The sequence below is a fragment of the Streptomyces sp. CA-251247 genome (assembly GCF_050952975.1).
In the GTDB taxonomy this organism is placed as follows: Bacteria; Actinomycetota; Actinomycetes; order Streptomycetales; family Streptomycetaceae; genus Streptomyces; species Streptomyces achmelvichensis.
The window spans coordinates 252,293-274,198 of sequence record NZ_CP191861.1 but is presented as its reverse complement, the minus strand read 5'-3'; the positions used below and the strand labels follow the sequence as shown (position 1 = coordinate 274,198).

At 67.4% G+C, this 21,906-nt stretch carries 19 protein-coding genes and 1 pseudogene; 7 read left to right on the top strand and 13 right to left on the bottom strand.

Annotated elements, in window-relative coordinates; translation table 11 throughout:
- Positions 1-50 precede the first annotated feature (50 nt).
- Positions 51-2,834, bottom strand: a complete 2,784-nt coding sequence (locus ACQPWZ_RS01190; protein ID WP_433570319.1) for a helix-turn-helix transcriptional regulator — start codon at positions 2,832-2,834, stop codon at positions 51-53.
- Positions 2,835-3,173: 339 nt separating this feature from the next.
- Between ACQPWZ_RS01190 and ACQPWZ_RS01185 the strand changes: the two genes are divergently transcribed.
- The 3 genes from ACQPWZ_RS01185 to ACQPWZ_RS01175 all read left to right on the top strand — a co-directional run bounded on the left by ACQPWZ_RS01185 (position 3,174) and on the right by ACQPWZ_RS01175 (position 6,244).
- Positions 3,174-4,376, top strand: coding sequence for an epoxide hydrolase family protein (locus ACQPWZ_RS01185; protein WP_340471212.1), 1,203 nt, complete (start codon positions 3,174-3,176; stop codon positions 4,374-4,376).
- Positions 4,377-4,572: 196 nt separating this feature from the next.
- Positions 4,573-5,019, top strand: coding sequence for a peptide-methionine (R)-S-oxide reductase MsrB (gene msrB, locus ACQPWZ_RS01180; RefSeq protein WP_340471211.1), 447 nt, complete (start codon positions 4,573-4,575; stop codon positions 5,017-5,019).
- Between the two features lie 565 nt (positions 5,020-5,584).
- Positions 5,585-6,244 carry a DUF5701 family protein gene (locus ACQPWZ_RS01175; RefSeq protein WP_433570318.1) on the top strand — a complete coding sequence of 220 codons (660 nt, stop codon included), beginning with the start codon at positions 5,585-5,587 and terminating at the stop codon, positions 6,242-6,244.
- Between the two features lie 57 nt (positions 6,245-6,301).
- On the opposite strand, the gene ACQPWZ_RS01170 is transcribed toward ACQPWZ_RS01175, so the two are convergent.
- The 10 genes from ACQPWZ_RS01170 to ACQPWZ_RS01125 all read right to left on the bottom strand — a co-directional run bounded on the left by ACQPWZ_RS01170 (position 6,302) and on the right by ACQPWZ_RS01125 (position 16,605).
- Positions 6,302-6,685: an SRPBCC family protein gene (locus ACQPWZ_RS01170; RefSeq protein ID WP_433570317.1), complete on the bottom strand. Its 384-nt coding sequence runs from the start codon at positions 6,683-6,685 to the stop codon at positions 6,302-6,304.
- Between the two features lie 133 nt (positions 6,686-6,818).
- On the bottom strand, positions 6,819-7,217 hold the full coding sequence (locus ACQPWZ_RS01165) for a VOC family protein (RefSeq protein WP_340471208.1): 399 nt from the start codon (positions 7,215-7,217) through the stop codon (positions 6,819-6,821).
- A gap of 91 nt (positions 7,218-7,308) precedes the next feature.
- Positions 7,309-7,824: a molybdenum cofactor biosysynthesis protein gene (locus ACQPWZ_RS01160; RefSeq protein ID WP_340471207.1), complete on the bottom strand. Its 516-nt coding sequence runs from the start codon at positions 7,822-7,824 to the stop codon at positions 7,309-7,311.
- A 180-nt stretch (positions 7,825-8,004) separates the two neighbouring features.
- Positions 8,005-9,174: an aldose epimerase family protein gene (locus ACQPWZ_RS01155; RefSeq protein WP_433570316.1), complete on the bottom strand. Its 1,170-nt coding sequence runs from the start codon at positions 9,172-9,174 to the stop codon at positions 8,005-8,007.
- A 38-nt stretch (positions 9,175-9,212) separates the two neighbouring features.
- Entirely contained in the window at positions 9,213-10,472 is a 1,260-nt protein-coding gene (gene mmsB, locus ACQPWZ_RS01150) for a multiple monosaccharide ABC transporter permease (RefSeq protein ID WP_433570315.1), read from the bottom strand.
- A gap of 4 nt (positions 10,473-10,476) precedes the next feature.
- Positions 10,477-12,018 (bottom strand): multiple monosaccharide ABC transporter ATP-binding protein, encoded by a 1,542-nt coding sequence (gene mmsA / locus ACQPWZ_RS01145; protein ID WP_433570314.1) that lies wholly within the window; start codon positions 12,016-12,018, stop codon positions 10,477-10,479.
- Positions 12,019-12,117: 99 nt separating this feature from the next.
- A complete protein-coding gene (gene chvE / locus ACQPWZ_RS01140; RefSeq protein ID WP_433570313.1) occupies positions 12,118-13,221 on the bottom strand; it encodes a multiple monosaccharide ABC transporter substrate-binding protein in 1,104 nt (367 codons plus the stop codon).
- Between the two features lie 2 nt (positions 13,222-13,223).
- The gene (locus tag ACQPWZ_RS01135) at positions 13,224-14,228 is read right to left on the bottom strand and encodes a hypothetical protein (protein WP_433570312.1); all 1,005 of its coding nucleotides are present in this window, start codon (positions 14,226-14,228) and stop codon (positions 13,224-13,226) included.
- 137 nt (positions 14,229-14,365) lie between these two features.
- A complete protein-coding gene (locus tag ACQPWZ_RS01130; RefSeq protein ID WP_433570311.1) occupies positions 14,366-15,442 on the bottom strand; it encodes a zinc-dependent alcohol dehydrogenase in 1,077 nt (358 codons plus the stop codon).
- An 8-nt stretch (positions 15,443-15,450) separates the two neighbouring features.
- Positions 15,451-16,605: a mandelate racemase/muconate lactonizing enzyme family protein gene (locus tag ACQPWZ_RS01125; protein WP_383237956.1), complete on the bottom strand. Its 1,155-nt coding sequence runs from the start codon at positions 16,603-16,605 to the stop codon at positions 15,451-15,453.
- A gap of 241 nt (positions 16,606-16,846) precedes the next feature.
- Here ACQPWZ_RS01125 and ACQPWZ_RS01120 point away from each other — a divergent pair, with 241 nt between their 5' ends.
- The 3 genes from ACQPWZ_RS01120 (at position 16,847) to ACQPWZ_RS01110 (ending at position 19,339) form a co-directional block, all read left to right on the top strand.
- Positions 16,847-17,623, top strand: a complete 777-nt coding sequence (locus ACQPWZ_RS01120; protein ID WP_433570310.1) for an IclR family transcriptional regulator — start codon at positions 16,847-16,849, stop codon at positions 17,621-17,623.
- A complete protein-coding gene (locus ACQPWZ_RS01115) occupies positions 17,620-18,465 on the top strand; it encodes an SMP-30/gluconolactonase/LRE family protein (RefSeq protein ID WP_433570309.1) in 846 nt (281 codons plus the stop codon). Before ACQPWZ_RS01120 ends, ACQPWZ_RS01115 begins: the two co-directional genes overlap by 4 nt.
- A gap of 172 nt (positions 18,466-18,637) precedes the next feature.
- Positions 18,638-19,339, top strand: coding sequence for a 2-phosphosulfolactate phosphatase (locus tag ACQPWZ_RS01110; RefSeq protein WP_433570308.1), 702 nt, complete (start codon positions 18,638-18,640; stop codon positions 19,337-19,339).
- 269 nt (positions 19,340-19,608) lie between these two features.
- Here the strand turns inward: ACQPWZ_RS01110 and ACQPWZ_RS01105 are convergent.
- Together ACQPWZ_RS01105 and ACQPWZ_RS01100 are read right to left on the bottom strand one after the other, a co-directional pair.
- Positions 19,609-19,986 (bottom strand): annotated as a pseudogene (locus tag ACQPWZ_RS01105) (GntR family transcriptional regulator); the annotation flags it as partial.
- Positions 19,979-20,773, bottom strand: coding sequence for a hypothetical protein (locus ACQPWZ_RS01100; protein ID WP_340471197.1), 795 nt, complete (start codon positions 20,771-20,773; stop codon positions 19,979-19,981). The pseudogene ACQPWZ_RS01105 and the gene ACQPWZ_RS01100, both read right to left, overlap by 8 nt.
- Positions 20,774-21,427: 654 nt before the next feature.
- On the opposite strand from ACQPWZ_RS01100, the gene ACQPWZ_RS01095 reads away from it, so the two are divergent.
- On the top strand, positions 21,428-21,748 hold the full coding sequence (locus ACQPWZ_RS01095; protein ID WP_383239806.1) for a GYD domain-containing protein: 321 nt from the start codon (positions 21,428-21,430) through the stop codon (positions 21,746-21,748).
- Positions 21,749-21,906 lie beyond the last annotated feature (158 nt).

Here is a 21,906-nt window from a genome sequence, read left to right as displayed (position 1 = left end):
TCATGGCGAACAATGTGGGTCGAAGGTGACCGTGTTCTTCGTGCGGTAGCTCACATTCGCATGCCCTGGTTGAGAGGTGATGACGCTGAGAAGAGTTGGGCGCGTGAGGTGACGCCCAGCTTGGTGAAGAGGTTACCGATATGCCATTCGACCGTGCGTGGGCTGATGAACAGTTTACCGGCGATCTCGCTGTTGGTGTGCCCGGCTTTGACGAGTCGAGCGATTTGTGTCTCCTGACCGGTCAACGTGACCTCAGTGCCAACCGCCCGCTTGCGTGCGTGTTCTCCGGTCGACTTGAGTTCTCTGTGGGCGCGGTCGGCGAAACCGGCTGCTCCCATTCGACTGAAATTCTCGTAGGCGAAGCGGAGGTGTGTGCGACTTTCCTGGCGACGGTTTTCGCGACGCAACCACTCGCCGTAGAGCAAGTGAGCACGATCCAGGTGCACGGCGATCCGGCAGCGTCCGAGACGCTCGATCGCCTCCTGGTAGAGATCATCCGCAGCCTGGCCAGTGCTCAGCAGGGCGCGGGAACAGGCCTGCGCGCCCAGTGCCCACTCGGTGCCGCTGGCGTTCGTGCGGGCGGTGAGCTTTTCCAGCGCCTCTGCGGCGACCCCCGGCTGCCCGCTGCGGGCGGCAGCCTCGATCAGTTCGATCAGAGCCCACCCGAAGAATCCGAGGTCTTCGTACTGGCATGCGCTTGTCGCGGCTTCCAGCGCGGTGTCATATTGGCCAGTGCCGTTGTACAGCAAAGCTGTCGAGTATTTTGCCAGACCGAGAATGCGGCCCTCGCCTCGGTCATGCGCCTCTCGGATGCTGGAGTTGATGAGCTCCAGCATGGTGGACTCCTGTGCCCTCCAGGCGCCGAGCACAAGCAACGTGTACAACATGGGTGGGCTGTTCGTCGCCTCCGAGATTGTTTTCGCCTCGTCGATCTCGGATTCCGCAAGACCGAATTCTCCGGCATGCACATGGAAGCAAGCCTGGTAGTTCAGAGCCATGGGGAGAACGGAAAGAGCTCCCGCATCGCGGGCGATTTCGACGGAGCTGTCCGCCATCTCGCACCACGCGCCGTCGTCCCACAGTTCCGGGGCGAAAGGCTCGGGCGTCAAAGGGCAACCCAGCCACAGCCAGCGACTACCCTCCAGCACGCCCTCCTTCTGCTCCTGCTGGACGATGCGCAGCGCATGCCAGAGAGCGTCGACGCTGGCGGAGAAGCCATCAATGATCAGAGAGGCAATGCTGTCCAGGAGGACATCAACTGTCCGCACCTTCTGCGGCGTCAGTTCAGCGCGGGCCGCCGCGGCAACTTCATGATGCGTGGGCTGCTCGGTGAGCCGGCCGGCGAAGACCGCTGCGCCGGCGGCTTCCAGCAGAGTGTCACGAGCAAGGTCGGGGTCGAGGGGCGCCAGGCGGTGTGCGGCGTCGAGAAGCAGACGGGGGGCGTCGCTGCCCCGGATCTGGGAGAACACCAGGCTCGCTCGCAACCGCTCGAGGCGAGCGCGCTGCAGGGCGTCCAGAGGACCGGCCTCGGCGATCGCCAGCATGTCGTACGCCTGGTTGGGCCCGCCCGCGTCGATCCCGGCCTGTGCGGCGGCCAGCGCGCGAGTGACGCGCCGTCCGGGGTCGGATGTCATTTCGGTTGATCGCCGAAGGAACGAGGCTGCTGCCGCAGCACCTCCCCTGCCTTGAGCCCGGCCGGCCGACTCTTCCAAGTCGGTGGCAATGCTTTCGTCCGGCCACGCGGCGGCGCGCGCTCGATGCCACGCCCTGCGGTCCGGGTCATGGGCGTCCGTGGCCTGTGCCAGAGCCCGATGGGCCGTCCTGCGATCCTGTGCGGACATCCTTTGGTAAATGGCCGAGCGGACCAAGGGATGGCGGAAACGCACCCTGGTCCGGAAGTCGACCAGCTCGGCGGCGTCCGCCGGCGCTGCGGCGTCGACCGGTATGTTCTGCAAGCCGATCGCGCGAAACAACAGGCACACGTCTCCGGTGGGCTCCGCGGCGGCGGTCTGCAGAAGGCGCTGGCTGTCCTCTGGAAGTGATCGGAACTGCTGGTGAAACGCGTTCTCGAGGTAGCTTGTCAGCGGGCGGCTGCCGGGAAGCCAGAAGCCTCCCGCCAGCTCAGCGGGCGCCAGAGCGTGCGGGAGGTACAGCAAGGCCATGGGGTTGCCGCGAGCCTCGGCAACGATCCGGTCCCGTACCAGGGGGTCGAGGCGCACGCTCACGGCAGCGGCGAGCAAGGCGCGAGCATCGGGTTCGCTCAGCCCCTTGACCACCATCTCCGGCAGACCGGCCAGATCGCGGTCGGAAGGCGCTCGAAGAGCGAAGATCAAAGCTACGGGCTCTGCTTTCAAGCGCCTGGCGACGAAGGACAGCACTTCTATGGAACCCTCGTCGATCCATTGAGCATCATCGATGAGACACACCAGCGGGTGGTCCTCAGTGATGCTGGCGAGGAGACCGAGCACGGCCAGTCCGACCAGGAACCGACTAGGGGCCTTGCCCTCCCGCAGTCCGAAGGCGACAGACAGGGCCTCGCTCTGTGGGTCAGGCAGCTCGTGCAGTCTCCCCAGCATGGGCGCACACACCAGCTGGAGGGTGGCGAACGGAAGTTCCATCTCTGATTCGATGCCGGCGACGTCGATCGTCCGGAACCCCACGGCCCGGCCGGCCGCGTACTCCAGCAGGGCGGTCTTGCCGATGCCGGCCTCACCGCGAAGAACCAGCACTGCACTGTTTCCGGCCCGAGCTGTATCCAGTACCTGATCCAGCGCGGTGAGCTGGTCGATCCGACCCCACAGCCCGCCCTGTGATCGGGCGGCGAACTTGGTCATAGGAAGCGATCTTCCCGATCGGTTGGCGCGTTCCTGAGCGCTGCTCGCCTGAGGCTTTGCGGCGCCTTCAGTCGCGATAACGCAACGCAAGACCACCAAATTTACCATGTTTGTTCGGTTTTGCTCATGCCGGGGCGGCCCGGAGCCCGGACCGCGTTCCGTGATGAGCGGCTCTCTGCCAAGGGTCGATGCGGTGTGCACGGCAGCCCGCGTAGAGCCCGTACTCACCCCGGGCAAACCCCGGGGTGATGCCCGTGCGTCCCCGGGGGCGATGAGCACACGCCCCGGGTGAGACTCGGGACCTCATCGAGTAAGTACCTCTGACGGGAGGAATTCCCCATGTCTGTCACTTCTGAAAGGACGGCGGTCCGGCCGTTCACGGTGGATTTTCCGGAGGCGGACGTCGCTGACCTGCGCAAGCGCATCGCAGCCACACGCTGGCCCGAGAAGGAGACTGTCACCGATCAGTCGCAGGGCCCTCAGCTCGCGACTGTTCAGGAAATCGTCCGCTACTGGGGCGAGGACTACGACTTCGGCAGGGTCAAGGCGAAGGTGGGTGCCTATCCGAATTTCGTCACCGAGATCGACGGCCTGGACATTCACTTCATTCATGTGCGTTCGTCGCATGAGGGTGCTCTGCCGATCCTCATTACGCACGGGTGGCCCGGATCGGTCGTCGAACAGCTGAAGATCATCGAGCCGCTCACGGACCCGACAGCGCACGGTGGCAGTGCGTCGGATGCCTTCGACGTGGTGATTCCGTCGATGCCGGGATACGGCTTCTCCGGCAAGCCGACCGCCAAGGGCTGGGGGCCGGACCGTATCGCACGCGCCTGGGCCGAGCTGATGAAGCGGCTCGGCTACACACGGTATGTGGCGCAGGGCGGCGACTGGGGTGCCGTCGTCACCGACGTCATGGCTCTGCAGGCGCCTGAGGGATTGGTCGGCATCCACACCAACATGCCGGGCGTAGTCCCCCCTGCGATCGACCAGGCGCTCGCCACCAGCCAGCCGCTGCCGCCCGACCTCCCGGAGCTCACGGAGGAGGAGCAGCGCGCAGTCGGCCAGCTGACCTTTGTGTATGCGCACGTCTTCTACGCGTACATCATGGCTTCACGTCCCCAGGTTCTGACCGGCCTCGCGGATTCTCCCTCGTTCCTGGCTGCCTTCATGGCCGACCACGACCGAGACAGCCTGGCGATGATCACCCGCTCATTCGCCGGTGAGCCTGAAGGCCTGACGCGAGACGACTTCCTCGACAACGTCACGCTCTTCTGGCTGACGAACACCGGGGTCTCGTCGGGCCGTCTCTACGCGGAGAACACGTTCCCCTTCTTCGGCGCGAAGGGAATCACCCTTCCGGTCGCCGTGAGCGTCTTCCCCGAGGAGCTGTACCAGTCCCCTCGCACCTGGGCAGAGCAGGCCTACCCGAACCTCATCCACTACAACCGGCTTCCCAAGGGCGGACACTTCGCGGCCTGGGAACAGCCGGAGCTGTTCGTGAACGAGCTGCGCACCGGGCTCCGGTCACTTCGCAGCTGACGGCCTACGCGCTCAAGGCGGGCACTGCGGCCGAGTAGATCGCATCCGATCCACTCGGCCGCACACGTCACGGGAATCAACTGCCGGGCATTGGCCGAAGGCCCGACGAACAGCGGCGCGTTGCCGAATACGCCATCGCAAGCGCCCGACCGGAGCCTCGAACGTCGACTCCGGTCTTTGTGAGGGATGGAGATTCATGTCGTACGACATCCAGAAGACGGACGAGCAGTGGCGCGCGGAGTTGAAGCCTGAGGAGTACAGGGTCCTGCGCCGCGCGCACACCGAGACGCCCTTCACGGGCGAGTACACCGACACCAAGACGGAGGGCGTCTACTCGTGCCGCGCCTGCGGTGCCGAACTCTTCACCTCCAAGGAGAAGTTCGACTCCCGGTGCGGCTGGCCCTCCTTCTTCGACCCGAAGGATTCCGACGCCGTCGAGCTGGCCGAGGACCGGTCGTACGGCATGGTGCAGACCGAGGTCCGGTGCGCCCGCTGCGGATCTCACCTTGGGCATGTGTTCGAGGGGGAGGGGTTTCCGACCCCGACCGACCAGCGGTACTGCATCAACAGCATCTCTCTGCGCCTGAAGCCCGATGGTGCTGATGTGGGGCCCCTCGCGGACCCCGCCGAACGGAGCGGCTGACGACCTTTCACCCACCTGAGGCGTCAGAACCTGGCCCAACTCTGCACTCATTGAGCTCGAAGATCGCGGGAGTATGACTGGCTTCGGCTGACACGATGAGGCAGCCTCTGACAGGCGAATGACCGGCAAACGCTCAATCGGGCACCACGGCCCGACGGTAGCCAACCCGCGAGTAGACCCGGAGACCGATCGTCGAGTCAGATGTTCTCAACGGCGATGCCGCAGCTCGGCGGCGGCGGCGGAGCCGCACGCAGAACTCTGCACAACAGGTACGCGACGCGAGCCATTTGGGATTCAGGGTCAGCACGACGGCGCCAGGCCGAGGGTGCGTCGTGGAGCACCTGGCTGACTCGGTGCCCCCGGGAGGGCACCGAGGCTGACGACGAGGGAGAACCGTCGGTGAACCAGCGGCATGTCCCCCATGAGGCGACGGCCATCCACGCTTACGGGCACACGGCGTCGGGTGAGGACTTCATCGTGGCACCGGCACCGCGGCGGGAACACTCCGGAGGGCCCCCTCGTTTACGTCAGGCCACTGCTGCGAACCGTGAACCGAGGGACTGTCTTGCCCGATACCTCGTCCGTCATCACCGTGCCTCCTCTCCCGTCGCTTGCCGCCCAGGCGGAACGGCTGATCGAGCTTGGGGTGCACGAGCTCGCGGGGATACCCGCCGACGAGATGCGCACGTTCGCCGAGGACGCCGGCAGCCGAGACGGCGATGCACTGCTCGCCGTCCACCCGGACCACGCGCCCACCTCCGCCCTTGCACCGCTGCTCCGCCGCGACGGCAAGCCCGGCTTCGTCGTCACCGACATGCCCGACGTCGACCGCTTCACCCCCTGCACCGTCGAGCTGCCCGGCGCTTCTCTCTACCTCGTCACGGGCCTCGACCGCGGCGACCACATGGCCAACTGGAGCCCCGAGGAGGCACTGCCCGCCCTCACCAAGGACGACCGCACCCCGCTGCTGCTCACCGAAGGCATCCACTGGGTGCTCCAGCAACCGGCGGTGCTCGAGCGCAACCGCTGCTTCATGACCATCGGCTCCCGGCTGCGCAAGCCCAACGGCGCCCTGGATGCCCGCACTCCGGCGATCTGGATCAGCAACGGCACGGGGCGAGACGGCCGCGAGCGGCGCAACGCCCCGAAGGTCGGCTGGTGCTGGTGGGGCAACCGTCACACCTGGCTGGGCTTCGCCTCCGCTACGGGCCGCAGGGTCCAGTAGTACGTGCTGACGCAGCTGTGCGCCTGCCTTGCAGCCCGGACCGCGCTGCATTGCGGATCAAGGCCGGACCAGATGGCGCAGCGCACGCTTGGCCAACGGCGCGTAGACCGCGACGACGAAGAGGGGGCCTTCGATGTGCAGCTCTGTTGTGGTCGCCGAGCCCTCGCACGGGCGCACCGCGTGCCACAACTGCATGCGGACCGGCCCAGTCTGTACCCGCCAGCTCCACGTGCGATCTTCGTGGTCGACGGCCGTTACCACGAACCGCACTGCCGGCCCCGCCCAGGGAAGCAACCGGCCCCGCATTCCGGCGCGCAGTTCTGGTTCTGTGTCAACGGACCGGATCTGCGGCGCCCAGGTCGGCCACAGAGCCGGCTGGACGTAGCGCTGCCATACGGTGTCCGGTGGTGCGGCCCCCCGCGCCCGCAAAGTGAGCTTCACCCGTCCAAGGTGCCTGTGAGCCGGAGCGTGCGCCACTGGAGCAGCCGCAACCTCACAGAGCCCGAGCCCGCAGCGGGATCGCGGGAAGCTCGGCTCCTGTGGTGATAGCCCGCCAGGAAAGGCTCACGGTCCGTTACGAGGCCGCTGTGCTCGTGGCCAATGCCGCCCGCTCGGATTCGGCCAGCAGGATGCAGAACTCATTGCCTTCCGGGTCGGCGAGAACGACCCAGCCCCAGCCGTCGGGCTTGCGGCGATCGGCGACCAGCGAGGCGCCCAGCTTCAACAGCCGTTCAACCTCTGCGTCCCGTGAGGTGTCCGGGCGCAGGCACAGATGGAGTCTGTTCTTGGCCGACTTCGGCTCCGGAACCTCGTTGAAGTGCAAGGCGGGACCCCCGGGCAGCATGATCTCCGTCTCGTCGTGACCCGGTTCGTCCTCGGGGTCCAAGGGGTGTCCGGTCACATCGCTCCAGAACCGCGCCAGCCGGTAGGCGTTCGCACAGTCGATCGCTACGTTCGTCACCATGGAAGGCATGCGCGCGATCATGTCGGATCGGTGCCCCGTCCGCCATCGGATTTCGTGGCGCCTCGATGCCGGACGCCGCCGCCCTCGCATCTTCTGAGGATCAGCCAGGACTTTCCTGCGAGTCCATGACCTGTGTCGTGAATGCTGCGGCTCCCAGCGTGAGAACGCCATCGGACAGCGGTGTGCAGCGCACGCCGCCCTTACCTCTCAGTGCCCGCTGGGCGCCGTCTCCGATGGTGGCATTCATCCAGGCACACGGCCGCGCCGCGCTGTTGACTGCCAGCAGGACCGGGCCGCTGCCGCTGTCCAATGAGACCGTCGAACCCACATAGGCGTCGATGTCCACCCCTCGGAGGAGCACGTTCCGACGCGTCTGCCGAAGGTCGACCGTCGCATTGATATCTGTCGGAAGATTCTCCACTGCCATGAGGGTGACAGCGGCGCGGCGGTGCGCCGGATGACCGAAGTACCGGTCGCCGACGATCCCCAGATTCCGTCGTACGGTGACAGCCTCGACCAGATCGTCTTCGTGTGCCGCAGCCGGGCCGTCGGCCGGCCGTCCCATATAGCGATGGGTCGGTGACAACAGAAGCTGAACCACTTCCACCATGGTCATGCGGTTCACTTTACGGTGGGTCGAAGACCCCGGCACGAACTGCCGCTTCTACGTGACACTCTCCGCGGCCGGGTCCTGATCGGCCGGAACAACTGTCGGGGAGAGCCCCCGCCCGGGGAGAGCCCTCGCCCGGTGGCGGGCGAGGGCGGCGACCGCGGAACCGACAGCGGTGGCTGACGGTCAGCGCGCAGAGAATCTGTGCACCGTCGTGGAGCGGTAGGTGTCGCCGGGCCGCAGGACCGTGGACGGGAAGGACGGCTGGTTGGGGGAGTCCGGGAAGTGCTGGGTCTCCAGACACAGGGCGTCGCCCTGGCGGTGGATGGTGCCGCCCGAGCCGACCAGTGTTCCGTCCAGGAAGTTGCCGGAGTAGAACTGCAGGCCGGGCTCGGTCGTCGCGATGTCCAGGACACGGCCCGAGGCCGGGTCGCGCAGCGTGGCGATCTGCTGGGGCGCGTTCGTGCTGCCCTTGTCCAGAACCCAGTTGTGGTCGTAGCCCTGGCCGTACAGCAGCTGCTGGTGCGCTGCCCGGATGTCCTCACCGACGGTCTTGGGCCGGCGGTAGTCGAAGGGCGTGCCCGCGACCCTCGCCAGTTCGCCGGTGGGGATGAGCCCGGAGTCGACCGGCGTGTACCGGGAGGCGCCGATGCTCAGCTCGTGGTCGTAGACCGATCCGCCGTCCTCTCCCGCCAGGTTCCAGTAGACGTGGCTGGTGAGGTTGACGACCGTGGTCTTGTCGGTGGTGGCCGCGTAGTCGACGCGCCAATCGCCCCGCCGGGTCAGGGTGTACGTCGCCTTGACCCTGAGGGTTCCGGGGTAGCCCATCTCTCCGTCGACGCTGGTGTAGTGGAGAATTAGGCCGATGTCGGAGCCGGAGGTGAAGCTCTCGACGTCCCATACGCGCTTGTCGAAGCCCTTGGACCCGCCGTGCAGGCTGTTCTCGCCGTCGTTGACGGACACCTGGTACGCCTTGCCGTCCAGGGTGAACTTTCCCCTGGCGATGCGGTTGCCGTAACGGCCGATGAGTGCGCCGAAGTACGGGCTGGAGGCGACGTACTCCTCGAGGGAATCGAAGCCCAGCGAGACGTTCTTGTACCGGCCGTGCCGGTCGGGTATCTCCAGGGACTGCACGATGCCGCCGTACGACAGCACTTTCAGCCGGGTGCCGCCGTTGGCCAGTGACCAGCGGTAGACCTTTGTACCGTCGGCGAGCTTGCCGAACAGCTCCCTCTCGGGCTGTCCGCCCTCCGAACCGTGGGGGTGGGCGTGTGCGGTTGTGGTTGTGGTGCCGATCGTGGTCGCGGCGAGTCCCGCGGCGGCCGCTGCCATCACCGTGCGTCTACTCGTCTTCATCTGCGGCTCCGGTAAGGGTTGGATACTTCCTGGGAGTTCTACGAACCGACCTTGCGCTTGTTCCACACGTCGAAGCCGACCGCCGCGAGCAGGACCAGGCCCTTGATGACCTGCTGCCAGTCCGTGCCGACGCCGACGAGGTTCATGCCGTTGTTGAGCACACCGAGGACCAGGCCGCCGATGATCGCGCCCAGGACGGTGCCGACGCCGCCGCTCATGGAGGCGCCGCCGATGAACGCGGCGGCGATCGCCTCGAGCTCGAAGTTGGTGCCGGCCTTGGGGGAGGCGGCATTGAAGCGGGCCGCGAAGATCAGGCCGGCGAGGGCGGCCAGCATGCCCATGTTCAGGAAGACCAGGAAGGTGACCTTCTTGTCCCTGACGCCGGAGAGCTTGGCCGCGGGCAGGTTTCCGCCGATCGCGTAGACATGGCGTCCGACGACGGCGTTGCGCATCACGTAGCCGAAGCCGACGACCAGGACGGCCAGGATCAGCAGCACCACGGGCGCGCCCTTGTAGCTGGCGAGCATCAGGGTCACCGTCAGCGCGGCGGCGACCAGGGCGATCAGCTTGAGCGCGAACAGTTTCGCGGGCGGCACATCCAGCGCGAACTCCTGCTGCCGCCTTCGGTCGCGCACTTCTTGAATGATGACGAACGTGATCAGGACGAAGCCGAGCAGCAGGGTGAGATTGTGGTAGTTGCTGTCCGGGCCGACCTCCGGCAGGAAGCCGTTGGCGATGGTCTGCAGTCCCTTGGGGAAGGGGCCGAGGGTCTGGCCCTTGAGGACGATCTCGGTGACGCCGCGGAAAAGCAGCATCCCTGCCAACGTGACGATGAAGGAGGGTATCCCCAGATACGCGATGAAGAAGCCCTGCATCGCGCCCGCGGCCGCCCCGAGGACCAGGCACAGGACGACCGCGATCGGCCAGGCGACGTGGTGCTGCACCATCAGTACGGCCGCGACCGCGCCCACGCAGGCGGTGAGCGAGCCGACCGACAGGTCGATGTGGCCCGAGATGATGACGAGCATCATGCCGATCGCGAGGATCAGGATGTAGCTGTTCTGCAGCACCAGGTTGGAGACATTGCGCGGCAGCAGCAGGTCGCCGCCCGTCCACACCGTGAACAGCGCCACGATCAGGCCGAGCGCGATCAGCATGCCGTACTGCCGCATATTGCGGCGCAGCCCTTCGAGGACCAGACCGAGCAGGCCGCCGCCTGCCGTATTGCCGCGATTCTTGCCGTCACCGGACGGGAGCGGGGCGTCCGCCGGCGACTCGGCCGTCAGATTCGTACTCATCCTGCTACCTCTTGTCCTTCGTCATCCGACGCATCAGCAATTCCTGCGTGGCCTCCGCCCGCGGCAGCTCACCGGTCAGCCGGCCGGCGGACATCGTGTAGATGCGGTCGCACATGCCGAGCAGTTCGGGGAGTTCCGAGGAGATGAAGACGACGGCTTTGCCCTGGGCGGCGAGCTTGTCGATCACCGTGTAGATCTCGTATTTGGCGCCCACGTCGATGCCGCGGGTGGGCTCATCGAGGATCAGTACGTCCGGACCCGCGAAGATCCATTTGCTGAGGACGACCTTTTGCTGATTGCCGCCCGACAGCTTTCCGACCGACTCGGCGACCGTCGGCGCCTTGATGTTCATGCTCTTGCGGTAGCCCTCGGCGACCTGCCGCTCCGCGTGCTCGTCGACGATGCCGCGGCGCGCGACCTTGCCGAGCGCGCTGAGCGAGATGTTGCGGGCGATCGTGTCGATGAGGTTGAGCCCGTAGTGCTTGCGGTCCTCGGTGACATAGGCGATCCCGTGCCGGACCGCCTCGGAGACGGTCTTGGTGCGGATCTCTCTGCCGTCCTTGAGGACCGTGCCGCCCGCGTAGCGCCCGTACGTGCGGCCGAAGACGCTCATCGCGAGTTCGGTGCGGCCCGCCCCCATGAGGCCGGCGATTCCTACGATCTCGCCGCGGCGCACATTCAGCGTGACGTTGTCGACGACCTTGCGGTGCCGGTCGATCGGGTGATGCACCGTCCAGCCTCGGATCTCCAGGGCCGGTGACGCGCCCTGCTCGGGCTGGTGCGGGGTACGTTCGGGGAAGCGGTGGTCGAGGTCGCGGCCGACCATGCCGCTGATGATCCGCTCCTCGGTGGTCTCCGTCGCCTTCACGTCCAGCGTCTCGATGGAGCGTCCGTCGCGGATGATGGTCACGGAGTCGGCGACCCGTGCGATCTCGTTCAGCTTGTGCGAGATGATGATCGAGGCGATGCCGTGGTTCTTCAACTCCAGGATGAGATCGAGGAGTTTGCCGCTGTCCTCGTCGTTCAGCGCCGCCGTCGGCTCATCGAGGATCAGCAGTTTCACCCTCTTGGAGAGCGCCTTCGCGATCTCCACGAGCTGCTGCTTGCCCACGCCGATGTCGGCGACCCGGGTCTGTGGGTTCTCGTCGAGGCCGACCCGGCGCAGCAGTTCGGAGGCGTGCCGCAGTGTCTCCTCCCAGCTGATCACGCCGTGGGTGGCGTGCTCGTTGCCGAGGAAGATGTTCTCCGCGATGGAGAGATAGGGCACCAGTGCGAGTTCCTGGTGGATGATGACGATGCCGCGTTGCTCGCTCGCCCTGATGTCCTTGAACCGGCACGGCTCGCCCTGAAAGAGGATGTCTCCTTCGTAGGTGCCGTGCGGATGGACGCCGGAGAGGACTTTCACGAGGGTCGACTTGCCGGCGCCGTTCTCCCCGCAGATGGCATGGACCTCGCCCGGGCGGACGGTCAGGGTGACGTCCGAGAGCGCCCTGACTCCGGGAAAGGTCTTGATGATCGAGCGCATTTCCAGGACGGGTCCCGCCATGGTCGTGCCTTTCGCTGTCGCTGATGGGGGTGTCGCTGATGGGGGCTCTCCCCGGCTCGGGCACGAAGTCCGGAGCGCGGGGAAGGCCGGCTGCGGCGGCTACTTGAGGTCGCTCTCCTTGTAGTAGCCGGTGTCGATCAGCTCCTTGGTGTAGTTCTTCTTGTCGACGCTGACCGGGTTGAGCAGATAGGCGGGGACGACCTTCGCGCCGTTGTTGTACGACGTGGTGTCGTTGGTCTCGGGCTTGTCGCCCTTGAGTGCGGCGTCGACCATGCCGGTGGCGACCTTGGCGAGCTGGCGCAGGTCCTTGTAGACGGTCTGCCGCTGCTCGCCCGCGATGATCGACTTCACGGAGGCGACCTCGGCGTCCTGGCCGGTGACGACCGGCCACGGCTTGGTCTTGGTGCCGTAGCTGTCGCCGCGGAGCGCGGAGAGAATACCGATGGAGATGCCGTCGTACGGCGAGAGCACCGCGTCCACGCGCTGGGAGCCGCCGTACGAGGAGGTCAGCAGGTCGTCCATGCGCCGCTGGGCCGTGCCGCCGTCCCAGCGCAGAGTGGTGACCTGGTTGAGCTTGGTCTGCCGGGACTGGACGACGAGCTGCTTCTTGTCGATGTAGGGCTGCAGTACCTTCATCGCGCCGCTGAAGAAGTACCGTGTGTTGTTGTCGTCGTTGGAGCCGGCGAACAACTCGATGTTGAACGGGCCCTTTTCGCCCTTGTCCAGGCCGAGTTGCTCGATGATGTACGTGCCCTGCAGCCTGCCGACCTTCTCGTTGTCGAAGGACGCGTAGTAGTCGACGTGCTCCGAGTTGAGAATCAGGCGGTCGTAGGAGATCACGGGGATCTTGGCGTCGGCGGCCTGCTGGAGCACGTTGTCCAGGGACTTGTTGTCGATGGCCGCGATGACCAGGGCGTCCACGCCCTGCGTGATCATGTTCTCGATCTGTGAGACCTGCTGGTCCGGGTCGTCCTCGCCGAAGACCAGCTTCGTCTTGTATCCCTTGGCCTTGAGGTCCTTGATGACGTTGTTGCCGTCGGAGATCCAGCGCTCGGACGACTTGGTCGGCATCGCGATGCCGATCGTGGCGTCCTTGGGGTCCTTCTTCTCCTCGCTGCCGCCCGAGCTGTCCTGGCCGCAGGCGGTGAGCGAGAGGCTGAGGGCGAAGCAGGCTGCGGTGGTTGCCGCGGTACGTATACGCATGATCAGGAGTCCTTCTCGGTCGCGTCGCCTGGAACGTTGTCAACGGGGGTGGTCGTGCTGAAGCGGTTCAGCGTGCCGTGCAGGCGGGAGCCGAGCGGTGACATGCCACCGTCCGCTCCGTGCCGGGCCAGCAGATCGAGGGCAAGGCGGCCACGGCGGACGCGCTCGCGGGCGGTGTCGAGCGTGAGGTCGCGCAGATGTGCCCCGTAGGGGTAGATCCCGGACGTCTTCGACAGACCGAACTTCAGATACAGCGGTGCGCCGCGCCGGATCAGCTCGGCGATCTCGTACATCCGCACATAGCCGCCCAGGTCGTCCGGCGCCTCGACGTACAGGTCCATGGGTGCGGCGGAAACTCGGCGGATCTCGGTGAGGTGGGCGAGCGTGAGGTCGGAGGGGACGTTGAGCGAGTCCGCGCCGAGCCGCTCGTACACGGCGTACGAGGCGGGGTTGACGGGTCCGATCAGTGCGGAGACCTTGAGCGTGGTGTCGCGCGGAATGACGCCCGCAAGGCGTGCCCGGTGCAGCGTCCAGAGCACGCCCTCGTCCGCCACGAGCAGGCAGGTGACGCCCAACTCCGTTGCGCGTACGGCGTCTTCGACACAGCCGGCGAGGGCGTCGTGCCCGCGGGCGCGCAGCCCGGCGCCGCGTGAGTCGGTGCGGACGGAGGCGCCGGTGTCCCAAGTGCCGCGGGGGCCGGTGAACAGGCAGAGCTCGATGTTGCGCTCGCCGGTCCCCTCGACCATCTCGGTGATCTCACTGTCGGACAGCATCCAGACGCCGCTGCCCTGGCTGATCCGGTGGATCGGGACGTCGAGGCGTGAACTTTCCTTGAGGACGACGGACAGTGCCTCGGGGCCTTCCACCGAGGGGATCTCGGTACGCCAGGTGCCGCCGTCGGGGAAGGAGTGGGCAGAGGTGTCGGCCGGGTCCAGGGCGGGCACGGCGTGGCCGATGTCGGCCAGGGCGTCGGCGCCTGGGCGACGGGGTGAGGACGGGGCGTTCACGGGGCTCCCATGTTCGAGATATCGGACGACGTTCGAGTTGATGGGCGTGCGGCGGCAAGGGGCGAGTCAGGCGGCTGCGTACCGCCGTACGGTCCGGGGTCGGTTCTTCGAGGGGCACCCGTTCGGGTGGCGCGAACTCAGGGGCGGAGCAGCACCTTCCCGGTCTTCGGGTCGGAGCCGCCGACCAGTGCGATGGCCTCGTCGAACCGCTCCAGCGGGAACTCGTGGGTGATCAGTGGTGCGGGATCGAGCAGTCCGAGGCCGAAGGCCCGTACCGCGTCGGACCAGGCGGACGAGGAGGCCCCGAAGACGCTGCGGATCTCCAGTTGGCTCAGCGAGAGATGTACCGGGTCGATACCGGTGGCTCCCGGAGCGAACATCCCGGTGAGCACCACCCGGCCGCCCCGGCGTGCGAGGAGGCAGGACGAAGCGGCCGTGGTGGGCGCCCCCGCGGTCTCGACCACCAGGTCGAAGCGGCCCTGCGCCGCGGCCTCGGCAGCACCCGGCGGCAGGCTCTCGGTCGCCCCGAACTGCCGTGCCTGCTCGCCGCGTTCGGTCCGTGGATCGATCACCGTCAACTCGGCGGGCGAGCAGGCGGCAAGGAGCTGGACCGCGAGCAGCCCGAGGGTACCCGCGCCGACGACGGCGATCCGCTCGCCAGGGGCCGGGCGCCCGGCCCGCACCGCCGCGGCGATCACCGCTGCGGGCTCGAGGAGGGCTGCGGCCCGTAGATCGGCGTCGTCGTCGAGCAGGTGCAGCAGGCGGGCGGGCACGGTGCACCAGTCGGCGAACGCGCCCGGTTCGGTGAATCCGGTCTCGGCGTACCCGCCGGTGCACAGGCTCGTTTCTCCGCACCGGCAGCGCGCGCAGACCCCACATGCCCGGAACCCTTCGGCCACCGTCTTGCGGCCGACGAGTGTGGGGTTGACGCCCTCGCCGACCGCCTCGACGGTCCCGGACCACTCGTGCCCGGGGATCACGGGATAGCTGACATAGGCGGCGTCACGGTGCCCGTCGTAGACCTCGCGGTCGCTCATACAGACGCCCGCGGCGGCGACCCGAACCAGGACCTCGCCGGGTCCGGGCACCGGCAACTCGCCCTGTATCAGACAGTGTTCACCTGGCCGCTCAATGACCAGGGAACGGTTGACCCCGTCAGGGGAGCGGTCGGTCCCGCGGTCGCCCCCGGCGGGCAGGGGGCTCGTTTCGCTCATGGCGCGGCTCACCGGGGCGCCCTCTGCTCCCAGCCTTCGGCCCACAGGTCGAAGCGGGCCTTCTGCTGCGGGAACTCGGCCGCCGCGTCCACATCCAGCTCGACACCGAGCCCAGGCGCGTGCGAGACCTCGAAGCTGCCGGTCGCCGGGTCGACCTGGGGTGCCCCCTTGACCACCTTCTTGATCTCCGCGTCCGCGAAGTCGTTGAAGTGTTCCAGGATCTTGAAGTTCGGTGTGCAGGCCGCCAGTTGGAGCGAGGCCGCGGTGAGTACCGAGCCGCCGACGTTGTGCGGGGCGACCAGCATGTAGTGCGTCTCGGCGGTCGCCGCCAGCTTGCGAGTCTCCAGGATGCCGCCGATGTGCCCGAGGTCCGGCTGGATGATGTCGGCGGCCTGGGATTCGAAGAGCTCCCGGAACTCGATCCGGTCATGGATCCGTTCACCGGTCGCGACCGGGATGTCCACCTTCGCGGCGACCTTCTCCAGGGCCTTCAGGTTCTCCGGCGGGACCGGCTCCTCGAGCCAGGCCGGCTTGAACGGCGCCAGCTCGCGGGCGAGCCGCACCGCCGTCGAGGGGCTGAACCGCCCGTGCATCTCCAGCATCAGCTCGGCGTCGGGCCCGATGGCGTCGCGTACCGCCTCGATCAGCGACACGGCGTACAGGCTCTGCTCGTGGTCCAGCTCGAAGTGCCCGGTCCCGAACGGGTCGATCTTCAGCGCACGGTAGCCGCGCGCCACGACCTCCTGGGCCGCCTTGTGGTAGGCCTCCGGGGTGCGCTCGGTCGTGTACCAGCCGTTGGCGTACGCCTTGACCCTGTCGGTCACCTGACCGCCGAGCAGCTGCCAGACCGGTACGCCGAGGGCCTTGCCCTTGATGTCCCAGCACGCCATCTCGACAACCGCGATCCCGGACATGACGATCTCGCCGGCGCGGCCGTAGTCGCCGTACTTCATGCGACGCACGAGATCTTCCACGGCGAACGGGTCCGAACCGGCGATGTGGTTCGCCTCCGCCTCGCGGAGATAGCCGATCAGTGCGTCCGTCCGGCCGAGCATGCGGGTCTCGCCGACCCCGGTGAGGCCCTCGTCGGTGTGCACGAGAACGTAGGTGAGATTGCGCCAGGGCGTCCCGACGACATGAGTACTGATTCCCGTGATGCGCACGGCAGTTGCCCCTCGAGTCCGGATCTCGGTTGTTCGAAATTTCGTCACACGTTCGAAATGTTGGCGTGACCGTAGACAAGCCCTCGCGGCAGTGTCAATGGACTGCGCAAGGGACATGCCCGCAGGATCATCGGCGAGCGAACAGGCATGACCATTGCCCGGCGAACGGAGCTGTGCCTAACCTGTGTTCGGAATACCGAGCAGTGGCCGAAGTTTCGAACAGCAGGGATGGGTGAGGGACATGGGACGTCTTGTCCCCGCGGTGACCAGGGCGCTGGACGTACTCGAACTGTTCCTGGACGGCGACGGAACGCTCACCTCGCCCGACATCACCCGCAAGCTCCAGCTGCCCCGCACCACGGTGCACGAGCTGGTCACGACGTTGGTGGCCCGCTCCTATCTGGTTGTCGTGCCCGGGCAGCCGGGCCGTTACCGCCTCGGGGTGCGCAGCTACCAGCTGGGCAGCCGGTACGCGGAACAGCTCGACCTCGCCGCCGAAGGCCGGCGGGTGGCCAGTGAGGTCGCGGGGACCTGCGACGAGACGGTCCATGTGGCGATCCTCGAGAATCTGGACGTCATCTACATCGCCAAGGTCGACTCGACCCACGCCGTCCGCATGGTCTCGGCCGCGGGACGCAGGCTCCCGGCACACTGCACCTCCGTCGGCAAGATGCTCCTCGCCGCGCTCCCGACCGACGAGCTGAATCTCCGGATCGATGAAGCGGGCGAACTGGCCGCGATGACCCACAACAGCATCACCGATCCCGATGAACTGCGCGCCGTCCTCGCCGAGACCCGCCGTCGCGGCATCGCCGTCGAACACCGGGAGTCGAATCCGGACGTGAGCTGCGTGGCCGCCCCCGTGCGCGACAGCTCTGGCCGCACTGTCGCCGCCCTCTCCATCTCGGTCCCCATGATCCGCTGGTCTCAGGAGCGTGAAGCCGACCTTGCCGAGCTGGCGGTCAAGGGAGCGGAGGACCTGTCCACGAGCCTCGGCTATCGGGTCGGCCCCCGGTGACGACTGTCGAGGTCGCGGTCAGGGAATCGGCAGCACTGGGCGAGGGCCCCACCTGGGACCCGGCGACCGGGCGGCTGATCTGGGTGGACATCCTGGGCTCGCGCATCCACACGTACGAGCCGGGCAGCAACTGCCGCACGGTGCTGGCCACCGAACAGCACGTGGGCGCGGCCAAGCCGTGCAAGGACGATGGCCTCGTGGTCAACCTCCGCGACGGTGTGGCGCTGTACGGCGCCGACGGCGCGTTCTCCTGGCTCGTGCGCGACCCCGTACCCGGTCGCCGCGGCAACGATGCGGCCGTCGCACCGGACGGCTCCCTGTGGGCCGGCACCATGCGCTATGACGAGCGGACCGGCGGTGGCAACCTCTGCCGCGTCACCCCCGACGGCACCACCACCGAGCTCTTCTCCGCCGTGTCTGTCAGCAACGGCACCGGCTGGAGTCCCGACGGGAGCCTCGTCTACTACATCGACAGCCCCACTCGTCGCATCGACGTCTGCCGGTTGGACGGGCAACTCCCCGTCGACCGACGCCCCTTGGCCACCATCGAGGAAGGCGCCGGTTTCCCGGACGGCCTGACCGTCGACGCCGACGGCTGCGTGTGGGTCGCCCTGTGGGACGGCGCCCAACTGCGCCGCTACACCCCGGCCGGCGACCTCGACCGCACCCTCGACCTCCCCGTCCGCCGCCCCACGGCCTGCACCTTCGGCGGCCCGAGCCTGCGCGACCTCTACATCACCACGGCTCGCACCGGCCTGGCCCGGCCGCACCCACTGTCGGGCTCGCTCCTGGTGCTGCCGGACGCCGGCGAGGGGCTGCCCGGAGTCGCCTTCGGGAGCTGACCGGCCGCGCCGCGCCATCCTGCCGTCCGACCTGAGTAGCTGGAGGCTGAGGCTGGGGCGCTCCTGCTCCGTCACTCGGTGTTGTCGGTCCGTCTCTTCGGCCTTTGTGCGTCGATATGGCGTGCATCATTCTCCTGGTGTTCCAGGTCGGTCATGCGCGATCATGATCGGAATGGACGCTCGTTTCCTTGGCATCGCTGATCTGGTTGAAGTCCCGTCCGTGGCGGTCGTGGTCGACGTCATGCGTGCTTTCACCGTGGCTGCCTGGGCTTTTGGCCAGGGGGCGGAAAGGATCGTTCTCGCAGAGTCGCTGGACGAGGCCCTGGCGCTGAAGGCTCATCACCCGGATTGGGCTGCGCTCAAAGACGGTCCGTCCGAGCCGGGGTTCGACATGGTCAACTCACCGGGGCTGCTGCAGTCCGTTGACCTTGGTGGACGGACTGTTGTGCAGAAGACCACGGCGGGGACGGTCGGTGCCCTCGCGGTCAAGGAGGCGTCGCTGGTGTTGTGTGCCAGTTTCGTGGTGGCGGAGGCAACGGCTCGGGTCTTGCGAGCGCGAGGGAGTGACGGTGTCACGTTCGTGGTCACCGGCGAGGATGGGCAGGCCGACGAGGATCTGGCGTGTGCTCAATACATCGCTGGGAGGGCCACCGAGGCCGGGACGGATGCTGCTGCGTTCCTCCGCCGCGCCGGCGCGTCGCGCGCCGCTGCTGAGCTGGCGGAGGGTGTGCGTCAAGGAGTCCACCCTGATGACGTCGCGCTCTGCCTTGAGCTCGATCGGTTCCCCTTTGCCATGAGGGCGGCCCTGGAGGACTCGCTCATGGTTCTCCGTCCGTGCGCCGTGCCTTCGCTGACCGACGAGGTTTCGATCTGATCGCCGGCGGGAGGGACTCTCGCCATGCGAGCGCCGGCAACCGGCCGGGGGTTCGGCCGGGGGCGCGTCACTCGCTGATCAGGACGATCTTCGCCGGATCGTGCTGCGCGAGCGGGACCGTCCTGGCGCGCATCGACCGATCGGCCTCACGCAGTGTCATTTCTGACTGTTACGTCTGCTGCTCTGCGTATGCCTGTGAGGTGTGCCGACGCCTTGGCCGTCTTGGGGCCGCCCCCTTCGTTGTCGGCGGTGGCTGAAGAGGAGGCGGGCTCGGGGTCCAGGGCGTCGCGGACGGCGGTCAGGATGTCCTCGGTGTCGGCACCGAGCGCTCGGGCGGCGGAGCTGAAGTCCCGGGCAAGGGTGACGAGTTGGTCGGCATCGTGTGCGTGCGGCCCGGACGGGAGCGCTGCGACCCGGGTGCCCGCGCCACGGCGGGTGCGGATCAGCCTGGCGGCTTCCAGCTCTCGGTAGGCGCGGGCCACGGTGCCCGGTGCCAGGCCGAGGTCGGTGGCGAGCTGACGCACGGTCGGCAGGCGTTCGCCCTCGGCCAGCCGGCCGGTGCGGATCAGCGCGGCCAGTTGGGCGCGGACCTGCTCGTAGGGCGGTACCTGGCTGGTGGTGTCGACGCGGACGGCGGGGTCACTCATCCTCGAAAGTCCCATCGTCGGCTGTGTTGTCTTCGACCGCCCGGGGTGCCACGACGGTGACGAGGGACCAGTAGAAGGTGAACAGGCCCAGCATGCCCAGGGGACAGATCACTGCGATGGTGGCGACGCCCAGCGGGCCGGCGCAAGCCTTCTCCGTGAGTGCGACGAAGATCATCAGCACGACGAGCAGCACCTGGCTCGACACCAGCAGTCCCCAGGCTCCGGTGATCGCCCACGCGCGGTCGCGGCGCTGCTGGTCGTCGCCCGGGCCGTGGGCGATACGGCGCAAGGCCCAGACGCAGACGGGGGTTCCGACCGCGAGGGCGGCGATCATCGGGCCGCTGTAGTACAAGCCGGGCCAGGGACCGAGGGATGCGGGCATCCCTTCGCAGGTGACGGTGAGGACACGCCCCGCTCTGCCAATGCGGTCGGGGCCGGAGGAGGCCGTGACCGCACCGATGACCAGCAGGGTGACGAGGGTTGCCGCCTGGAGAAGAAGCAAGGGCGCCATGCGGGGCGGCACTTGGTGCCGGACCAGGCGCGGGGCGAGACTCGCGGTACGTACCGCTTCCTGGGGACGCAGGGTCAGGGCGTCGCCGAGCAGGACACCGCCCACCGCGCACAGGCCGAAAGCGGTGACGGCGAACACGAGAGGCATCGTGATGTCGCCGCTCTCCATCGTGACCAACTGCTGTGCGATCACGATACCGATGGCCAGACCGGACCAGCGGGCGTAGTGCTCGGCGTGGTCGAGGAGTTGGGACTGGAGCGGGACAGTGTCGAGCATATGGAGATCCCCCCAGATCGTTTTGTATCAAGCGGTGGGTACAAGATGCCCTGGTCGCCATCTTGTGTCAAACCATCGATACAAAGCGACGCGTAGGGAAACGGCCCCTGGCGCAAGGGAGTTCCTCCGCAGCGGCCCGCAGCAGTACCAGCTCGACAGCATCCCCATGCGTAGCAGCGCCAGGATCCGCCTGATCGCGGCCGACGCTGCTCCCATCGCCGTGCATCGGGTGCGGGACGTCGAGGCTTTCCGGCCGTGGGGACCGGCCCAGCCGGCCGACTTCTTCACGCAACGGGTTCAGCCCGTACGGCGTCGCGTACTCCTCGATCTTCCTCGACGGGAGCCGGCGGGACGGGCTGCTGTGGGAGCGGATGCTCGGCGACTGGGACTGTGGGGGGTGGTGAGTGCACCGGCGAGCGTGGCAGTGCCCAGGGCGCACGAGGGAATCCGGCCGCTTCGGTCTCCCTGACCTGGACCGTGACTCGCGGACGTTGCCCTCGATGACGGCGATATCGCGAAGCGCTCGGTCGACCACCTTGGCCATGCGAGGAGCTCGGGTTCCAACGAGTGAATCCACCCGTACTGCGATAGCGGCAGACGTCATGGCGGGAAGGCCATTGCACACCTCACAAGCGACGGGCAGGAAGCATCCCCATGCCGAAGTTTCTCATCCAGGCCACGTACACGCCCGAAGGCGCCCAGGGGGTGCTCGATGAGGGCGCGAGCGGCCGGCGCGCCGCCGTCGACCAGGTCGTCACCGAACTCGGCGGGCAGGTCGAAGCCATGTACTTCGCCTTCGGGGACGACGACATCGTGCTCATCGTCGACTTCCCGGACCCGGTCTCCATGGCCGCAGTCAGCCTCACCGTCAAGGCCAGCGGAGCCCTCCATACCCGGGCCATCCCTCTGCTCACCCTCGACGAGATCGATGAGGCCGCCCGGCGGCAGGTCGCCTTTCGCGCCCCTGGTGCGTGAACCCTGGGGATTGCCGATCGGGATGGGTAGCCCAGCACCCCGAGGTCTCCACCACGCCGGTCGGGGCTGCGGTTTGATCGATCCGGCGACGTCGAAGCCTTCGCACCTGAGGGGGCAGACGCCGTCGGCACATCGACGTCGGACGGGTGGGGCAGGGA